General features: G+C 46.0%; 7 protein-coding genes. 4 read left to right on the top strand and 3 right to left on the bottom strand.

Annotation, left to right across the window (positions count from 1 at the left end):
* On the top strand, positions 1-321 hold a 321-nt coding region (locus C7B77_RS19050), incomplete at its 5' end, for an alpha-hydroxy-acid oxidizing protein (protein ID WP_181243925.1).
* 412 nt (positions 322-733) lie between these two features.
* Positions 734-2,542 carry a signal peptide peptidase SppA gene (gene sppA, locus C7B77_RS19045; protein ID WP_106308358.1) on the top strand — a complete coding sequence of 603 codons (1,809 nt, stop codon included), beginning with the start codon at positions 734-736 and terminating at the stop codon, positions 2,540-2,542.
* A gap of 211 nt (positions 2,543-2,753) precedes the next feature.
* Here the strand turns inward: sppA and C7B77_RS19040 are convergent, their stop codons facing one another.
* The 3 genes from C7B77_RS19040 to leuB form a co-directional block, all read right to left on the bottom strand.
* A complete protein-coding gene (locus C7B77_RS19040; RefSeq protein ID WP_219892201.1) occupies positions 2,754-3,695 on the bottom strand; it encodes a prepilin peptidase in 942 nt (313 codons plus the stop codon).
* A gap of 105 nt (positions 3,696-3,800) precedes the next feature.
* On the bottom strand, positions 3,801-4,073 hold the full coding sequence (locus C7B77_RS19035) for a hypothetical protein (protein ID WP_245894273.1): 273 nt from the start codon (positions 4,071-4,073) through the stop codon (positions 3,801-3,803).
* A 148-nt stretch (positions 4,074-4,221) separates the two neighbouring features.
* The gene (gene leuB / locus C7B77_RS19030; protein WP_106308355.1) at positions 4,222-5,310 is read right to left on the bottom strand and encodes a 3-isopropylmalate dehydrogenase; all 1,089 of its coding nucleotides are present in this window, start codon (positions 5,308-5,310) and stop codon (positions 4,222-4,224) included.
* Between the two features lie 145 nt (positions 5,311-5,455).
* On the opposite strand from leuB, the gene C7B77_RS19025 reads away from it, so the two are divergent.
* Both C7B77_RS19025 and argB read left to right on the top strand, forming a co-directional pair.
* Entirely contained in the window at positions 5,456-6,268 is an 813-nt protein-coding gene (locus C7B77_RS19025; protein WP_106308352.1) for an Rpn family recombination-promoting nuclease/putative transposase, read from the top strand.
* Between the two features lie 421 nt (positions 6,269-6,689).
* A partial coding sequence (gene argB, locus C7B77_RS19020; protein WP_106308349.1) for an acetylglutamate kinase occupies positions 6,690-7,531 on the top strand: 842 nt, incomplete at its 3' end.

The raw sequence follows: 7,531 nt of genomic DNA, 5'->3' as shown, positions 1-7,531 counted from the left end.
CGCCGATTGGGGCAAACTTTTGGCGACTGGGGCATTCCGACGACTGAATGTATTACGACTATTCGGCAGCTTGCGCCAACTTTACCGCTGATTGCTTCTGGTGGCTTGCGTAACGGCTTAGATATTGCTAAAGCGATCGCTTTAGGTGCCGATGTCGCTGGTTTAGCGTTACCATTTCTTCAGGCTGCTGACGAATCGACAATGGCAGTGCGAGAATTAGTCCAAATTTTAATGGCGGAAATCCAAACAGTATTATTTTGTACGGGTAATGCTAATTTAGCTGCTTTGCAACAAGCTAATTGTCTCCACCCACTGCGGTAATCGCCATAGTCTATAGTTGTTAGAAGTCGCGAGTATCTATCCAAATTTCTAATATCCAATCGTCCTTGGCGATCGACTGTATCGATAATGGCACAATTTGGGCACACTAATAATTGCTATGCTGAGTATTAGATCGATCGCGATCGATCTTCCAGCTCTCCTGTAAAAAATCTTACATTTACTCTACTACTTAATTTAGAATGCGGATCGCCGCAAACAGATCGTCGTTTCGATCGTGATTAGATTGACAAGAAATTCGATCGGCACTCGACTCCGATCCCCTAATCGCGCGATCGACTGCCTGTCTAAAATATTTAAACCGCACGCGAGCCAAGCTATCAGTCAGCTCGCACCTCGCTCGATCGAATTTAGTTTTCTATTTATCTCTTTTACATCCTCACACCTTTAATGTATGCGTCAATTTCTCAAACAAGCCTTAGCTAGTACGATCGGTAGTTTGCTGGGATTAACTTTATTTTCAGCAGTTTCACTCACATTAGTAACAGTAACGATTGGTGCGTTGATTCAGAGTGCAACCAATCGTGAGGAAACTAAAGTTCCAGAAAGATCGATTTTGACGATCGATTTATCGCGATCGATTGTCGATCTCAATCCCGGTAAAAGTTTACAAGAAACCATTGCTGGTGAAACCACCCGCGTCACTGAATTAAAATCAATTCTCAATGCGATCGACGCTGCGGCTAAAGATAAACGAATTGTCGCGATTTATCTAGATGGCAGCAGTGGCAAACTCAGCACCACTGGTTTTGCCACACTCAAAGAAGTCCGCACTGCACTGGAGCGATTTCGCGCCGCTGGCAAACAGATAATTGCTTACAATATCGATATGGATAAACGCGATTATTATCTATCATCAGTTGCCGATCGGATTTATATCAATCCGATGGGTTCGGTAGATCTTAATGGCTTTCGATCGGAAATGATGTTTTTTAAAAATGCTTTTAATAAATATGGTATTGGCGTCGAAGTCGTGCGCGTCGGTAAATATAAATCCGCTGGTGAAACTTGGTCTTTAGATAAATTTAGTCCAGAAGCCAGACAAGAGACTCAACAGCTATTAAATAATCTCTGGAATGAATTTAAAACAACGGTCGGTACCAGTCGCAAACTTACCCCAGAAACATTGCAAAAAATTGCCGACGATCGCGGTGTATTGACAGCCCAACAATCGATCGCTAATAAGTTAGTCGATAAAACTGCTTATCAAGATGAAATTTTGACACAACTTAAAAAGATTGGCGGTACTGACAAAGAAGATACCAATAATTATCGAAAAATTAGTGTCAGCGATTATGCCGACGTCGCTAATAAAACTGCCACCAATTCCGGCAAAAAAATTGCGGTCTTATACGCACAAGGAAATATTGTTAATGGCGAAGGTCTTCCGGGACAAATTGGCGGTAATAGTCTCGCTCGACAACTACGTGAATTACGCGCCGATAAAGACGTAAAAGCAGTAGTATTGCGAGTCAATAGTCCTGGCGGTAGTGCATTAGCTTCCGATATCATTCAACGCGAAGTGCGCCTGTTACAAAAAGCGAAACCTGTCGTCGTTTCAATGGGCGATGTCGCAGCTTCGGGCGGCTACTGGATTTCTACTTACTCGAATAAAATATTTGCCGAATCAAATACAATTACTGGCTCGATTGGCGTCATCGGAACTAGCTTCAACTATCAAAAATTGGCTAACAATAATGGCATCACTTGGGATGTAGTTAAAACATCCAAGCTAGCTGATAGTATGACAATTTCTCGTCCAAGTACGCCCCAAGAATTAGCAATTTCTCAGCAGCGAGTTAATGATATCTATGATGAATTTCTCAATAAAGTTGCTGAATCTCGGAAATTACCAAAACAAAAAGTTGCTGAAATCGCACAGGGACGAATTTGGTCTGGAATTGATGCCAAAAAAATTGGGTTGGTAGATAATATCGGTGGCCTAAATGACGCGATCGCGTATGCGGCTGAAACTGCTAAATTAGGCAAAGATTGGGAACTAGAAGAATACCCCGAAGTTGAAGGTTGGGATGAGAAATTAATCAAACAACTTGGCGGCGGTAAAGAAGCCCGAATTTTACAAGCTCAAGATCCCCTGACAACAGAATTACTCAAGGTTAAAAACGAACTAAGTATTTTGAATAGCTTTAACGATCCCAATCATGTTTATGTCCGCTTGCCGTTTAATTTTAATCTAGATTAAACGTCAGATTGAGTTGGGTTTTCTCGTTCCGATTAACCGATCCGACGCAAACGTTTGTCTAAAGGATGAAAGAAAATTTGGTTGAGTGTGTTGGGTAGAGCAAGGCGTTGGCGTAGCCTCTGCCTTGGCAGAAGCCTATCGTAGGCATAGCCTCGCCTTTGGCAACACGGAACGAGACAACCCAACCTACAATCCTCGATCGTACTCCGCCCTAACTAGATCGAGAGCTACGCAAGCGCAGTCTGCGTACCCACCACCATAGTCCAGTCAGCGCGATTAATAGCGGCACCCCTACTAAATAGCGAGCGTCAGAGCGCATAAACTCTTGATAACTCCCAATTAACCAATCGCCGCCAAATATGGCCATAGCCGCACCACAGGCGATCGCAGGCCCAAACGGGAGCGGTTGAATCAGCTTATTAGCACCTGCTTTGATACCGCCACTTTTGAACATCGAATAGCCCGCAGCGACGACAAAACCGACGATTGCCAGCACCGAAGCTAATCCTGCCGTGAGGAGTACGACCTTCCAGTTCGACCAAGCTCCAATCATCGCTAACAACTTGGCATCGCCACCACCTTGCGCCGATCTACCCATCATCAGGCTCCCGACGAGCGCGATCGTATCGTACAGCCAGATGCCTAGTACCATGGCCAGAATACCCTGCATTAAGGCTTCGCGCAGACCGATAACTGAATAGCTGTTATCGAGAAAACCGACGATAACTTGAAACACCAAGCCCAATACCAACCCAGATTGCGTCAGGGGATTGGGTAATGTCATCGTATCCAAATCGATCAGCGTCAGCGCAAACAGCCAACACATCAACAAAAAATAGCCCAACGTCTGTATCGTGAGGCCGAAATGGTTGTAAATGAGGACAAAAATTATCGCAGTTATCGTCTCGACGATCGGATAACGCGGCGCGATCGGTGTGTGACAGTGACGACATTTACCGCGCAATAATAACCATCCCAAAATCGGGATATTTTCGCCCATGCCTAGTTGATGAAAGCATTTAGGACATCTTGAGGGCGGCCACATTACCGAGAGACCAGCCGGGACGCGGTACACAACCACATTGAGGAAGCTACCGATCGCCGCACCCAACCAAAATACAATTACTTGAACACTCGTGTCATAAATATTCACTGCTACGATCGTCTGCCAGTGGCTGTAGAGATAGAGAACCTAGATCTATAATTCCCCAACAGCAGGGATAATGCGCTATGACATCCATAAACAACTCAAGGACGACTAATGAAGATCGGCTTCTAACTGTTCGACTGAGATGAAATTTTCTTCGGGCAACAAGATCGGATAGCTGCTAAAAATTAATTTACCCCGATGGCTGAGTTTGTCGATCGCGACCCCAATTGGTTGTCGCCGTCGCTCTCGATCGGGGTTAATCTGACAATAGAAGCTATAGATGTCTTTGGCAGCTCTAAGGAGAGCCGGATCGTATAATCTAGTAGAATCGGGCTGGGGCATCGAAGTAGCTTTAGCTTTGGGCGGCGCAATCGTAAACACAGTAGTTAGTTTTCCTAAAATTATGTTCGGACATTTTAAGAGCAATCGGGTTGAGTTGCAAATCTCTGGTTAAGATCGATCGCAAAACTCGATCTCGTCGTTGCCGCGATCCTCTGCTGTGGAGAATAGACGACCGCCCTCAACTAGATTAGGATCCTGCTAGGGCTTCAATTAAGACGCGACCCATCTCCCGACAGCCTACTGCGGTCATATCTGCTGACATAATATCACCAGTTCTGTAACCCAGATCCAAAACTTTTAAAACCGCGCTTTCGATGCGATCGGCAGCATGGGGCTGATGTAGTCCATAACGTAATAACATCGCGGTACTCAGCACTTGTGCCAAGGGATTGGCTTTATCTTGCCCAGCGATATCTGGAGCCGAACCGTGAACGGGTTCAAAGACACCCAACCCCGTCGCACCCAAACTGGCCGAAGGTAACATGCCGATACTGCCTGTAAGCATCGCCGCCGCATCAGAGAGAATATCGCCAAATAGGTTGCTAGTAACGATCGTGTCGAATTGTTTGGGCGCGCGGACTAGTTGCATCGCAGCATTATCTACATACATGTGCGTCAGTTCGACATCGGGATAATCATTGGCCATCGCAGTGACTCGATCTCGCCATAATTGAGATACTTCCAGAACGTTCGCTTTATCTACCGAACATAACTTTTTCGTCCGTTTTTGGGCAGTTTCAAAGCCAACTTTAGCAATCCGATCGATCTCGCTCTCGGTATATGCCATTGTATTGACACCCCGTTTCTCTCCCGTCTCCGTGGTAAAAATTCCCTTGGGTTCGCCAAAATAGACGCCACCAGTCAGTTCTCTGACTACCATGATATCCACCCCTTCAACTACTTCCCGTTTGAGGGTAGAAGCGTCGATGAGCTGGGGTAAAATCGCTGCAGGTCTGAGATTGGCAAATAAACCCAGACCCGCTCTCAAGCCCAATAAACCCGTCTCTGGACGCAAATGGCGGGGCAAATTGTCCCACTGATAACCGCCAATGGCGGCAAGTAACACGCCATCGCTTTGCCTGCAAGCATCCAAAGTCTCTGCTGGTAGGGGTTCTCCTGTTGCTTCGATCGCGGCACCGCCGATTAAAGCCGTGGTAAATTCAAAATTTAGACCCTCTTGTTTGGCCACAACTTCTAGTACCTCTACAGCTACCGCCATAATTTCGGGGCCAATGCCATCCCCAGGTAAAAGTGTGATGCGATAAGTTTGAGTCATGGTGCTTGCTATGCGATCGAACATTAGATATTCTACTGGCGATCGCGACGTCGTGGATAGTGGATGGTGGGTCGTGGTAATGTAACACTAAAATAATCTCATTTCGGTGGCGAAGCCTCTAAAGAATGAGAATCGAGATTTAATTATGCGCCGCGATTCGATTTTCTACCAATTATTTCGGCTTTCACCTACATTACTCTTCGAGTTATTGCCACAGCCGCCAGCAAATGCTCAAAGCTATATCTTTGAATCGATTGAAGTCAAGGAAACGGCATTTCGGATCGATGGGGTATTTTTACCACCCAATTCAGCCGGGATAGTCTATTTCTGCGAAGTACAGTTTCAACTGGATGAATTGCTTTACGAACGGATGCTGAGTGAGATTGCCATTTACACCTATCGCAATCGCGAACGATTTGCCAATTGGCAAGCAGTGGTAATTTATCCGACTAGAAGCACCGAACAATCTCGCACCGATATGGTGCGGGATCTATTGGCAAGCGGACGAATTCGGCGAGTGTTTTTGGATGAGCTGGGTGAAGTGGCAGATTTACCCACAGGCTTAGGTTTAATGGTATTGACGACGCTAGAGGGCGAGAAAGCTACATCTGAGGCTAGAGGTTTAATCGATCGGGCACAAGGCAGTCGGGATATAATCGAGTTAGTCTCGACGATTATCGTTTACAAGTTTAGTAATCTAAGTAGGGATGAGGTGGATACAATGTTGGGAATTGAGTTAGAACAAACTAGAGTTTATCAGGATGCCGCACAGGAAGGTCGTCAACAGGAAGCACGAGCTTTAATTCTGCGGTTGCTAAATCGACGGGTGGGGAATGTGTCCCCAGAAGTTGAGATGAGAATTAAGGCTCTACCTCTGTTGCGTTTGGAGGATTTAGGTGAGGCGTTGTTAGATTTTGGTCAGATGAGTGACTTAATTGCTTGGTTGGATGCTAACTGAATCGATCGAGGAGCATAATTTTGATCGCTGCTGAATTTGTGTAGATTTTAGTGTTTAGTCTTCAACCACCGCCGATTGAATATTTCGTTCCGAAAGGCTTCGCCAACGGGGCTAATATTACAAAGTCTGCGAAGGCGGACTTCGCTTGCGCGTACTGCGATTTCAATCGCGCGGTCTCAAAAGTAATCGGATTGCCTGTATCAAGGTTACCAACTTAGGCACTACTCGAACTCGATACTTCCTGAATTTCTGTCAAACTGGGCAAATCTCCAGGCAACCCAGCACCATTGACAATTCAGATCGAAATCGCTCGACACTTAGAATCTAAATTCCCGATCGACTCGATCGACATAGACCCCAGCGAAACTGATAAAATTTTGGCTATTGCAAAACTCATCGCCAGACTCCAATCCTTTCCAGCATGAACCACTCCAACGAAGATGCCACCCGCGTGCGGGTACTTAGCGAAGCCTTGCCCTACATCCAAAAATTCGCCGGACGTACCGTAGTGGTCAAATATGGCGGCGCAGCCATGAAAGATAGTTCTCTCAAAGAGAATGTAATTCGCGATTTAGTCTTTATGTCCTGCGTTGGCATTCGTCCTATCTTAGTTCACGGCGGTGGGCCAGAAATCAATAGTTGGTTAGAAAAACTCGGTATCGAGCCGCAATTTAAAGATGGTTTGCGGGTGACTGATGCAGCGACGATGGATGTTGTGGAAATGGTATTAGTCGGAAGAGTGAATAAAGAAATTGTCTCCCTCATTGCTTGCTCTGGCGGTAATGCCGTCGGACTGTGCGGCAAAGATGCTAACCTTATCGTGGCACGTCCCGACGGTCGCGAAGGAATTGGGTTTGTCGGTGAGGTGAGTAGTGTTAATGTCGATATTCTCAATACTTTAGTCAAGAGTGGCTATATTCCTGTCGTCTCCAGTGTCGCCGCTGATGAAAATGGACAGGCTTACAATATTAATGCCGACACGGTGGCTGGTGAAATTGCCGCTGCACTGGGAGCCGAAAAACTGATCTTGATGACTGATACTCCCGGCTTGATGCAGGATTTCAAAGATCCAAATACTTTGATTCGTCACTTGGATATTTCTGGCGCGCGAGGGCTGATTGAAGATGGTACCGTCAGCGGTGGAATGATTCCAAAGTTGACTTGTTGCGTTCGCTCTCTGGCTCAAGGTGTCAAAGCCGCTCATATTATCGATGGGCGATTGCCGCACTCCCTCTTACTCGAAATTTTCACCGATAATGGTAC

Source organism: Chamaesiphon polymorphus CCALA 037, from assembly GCF_003003845.1.
Classification (GTDB): domain Bacteria; phylum Cyanobacteriota; class Cyanobacteriia; order Cyanobacteriales; family Chamaesiphonaceae; genus Chamaesiphon; species Chamaesiphon polymorphus.
Note: the sequence above shows the minus strand (reverse complement) of the source record. Positions and strands in the feature narration are given on the sequence as shown.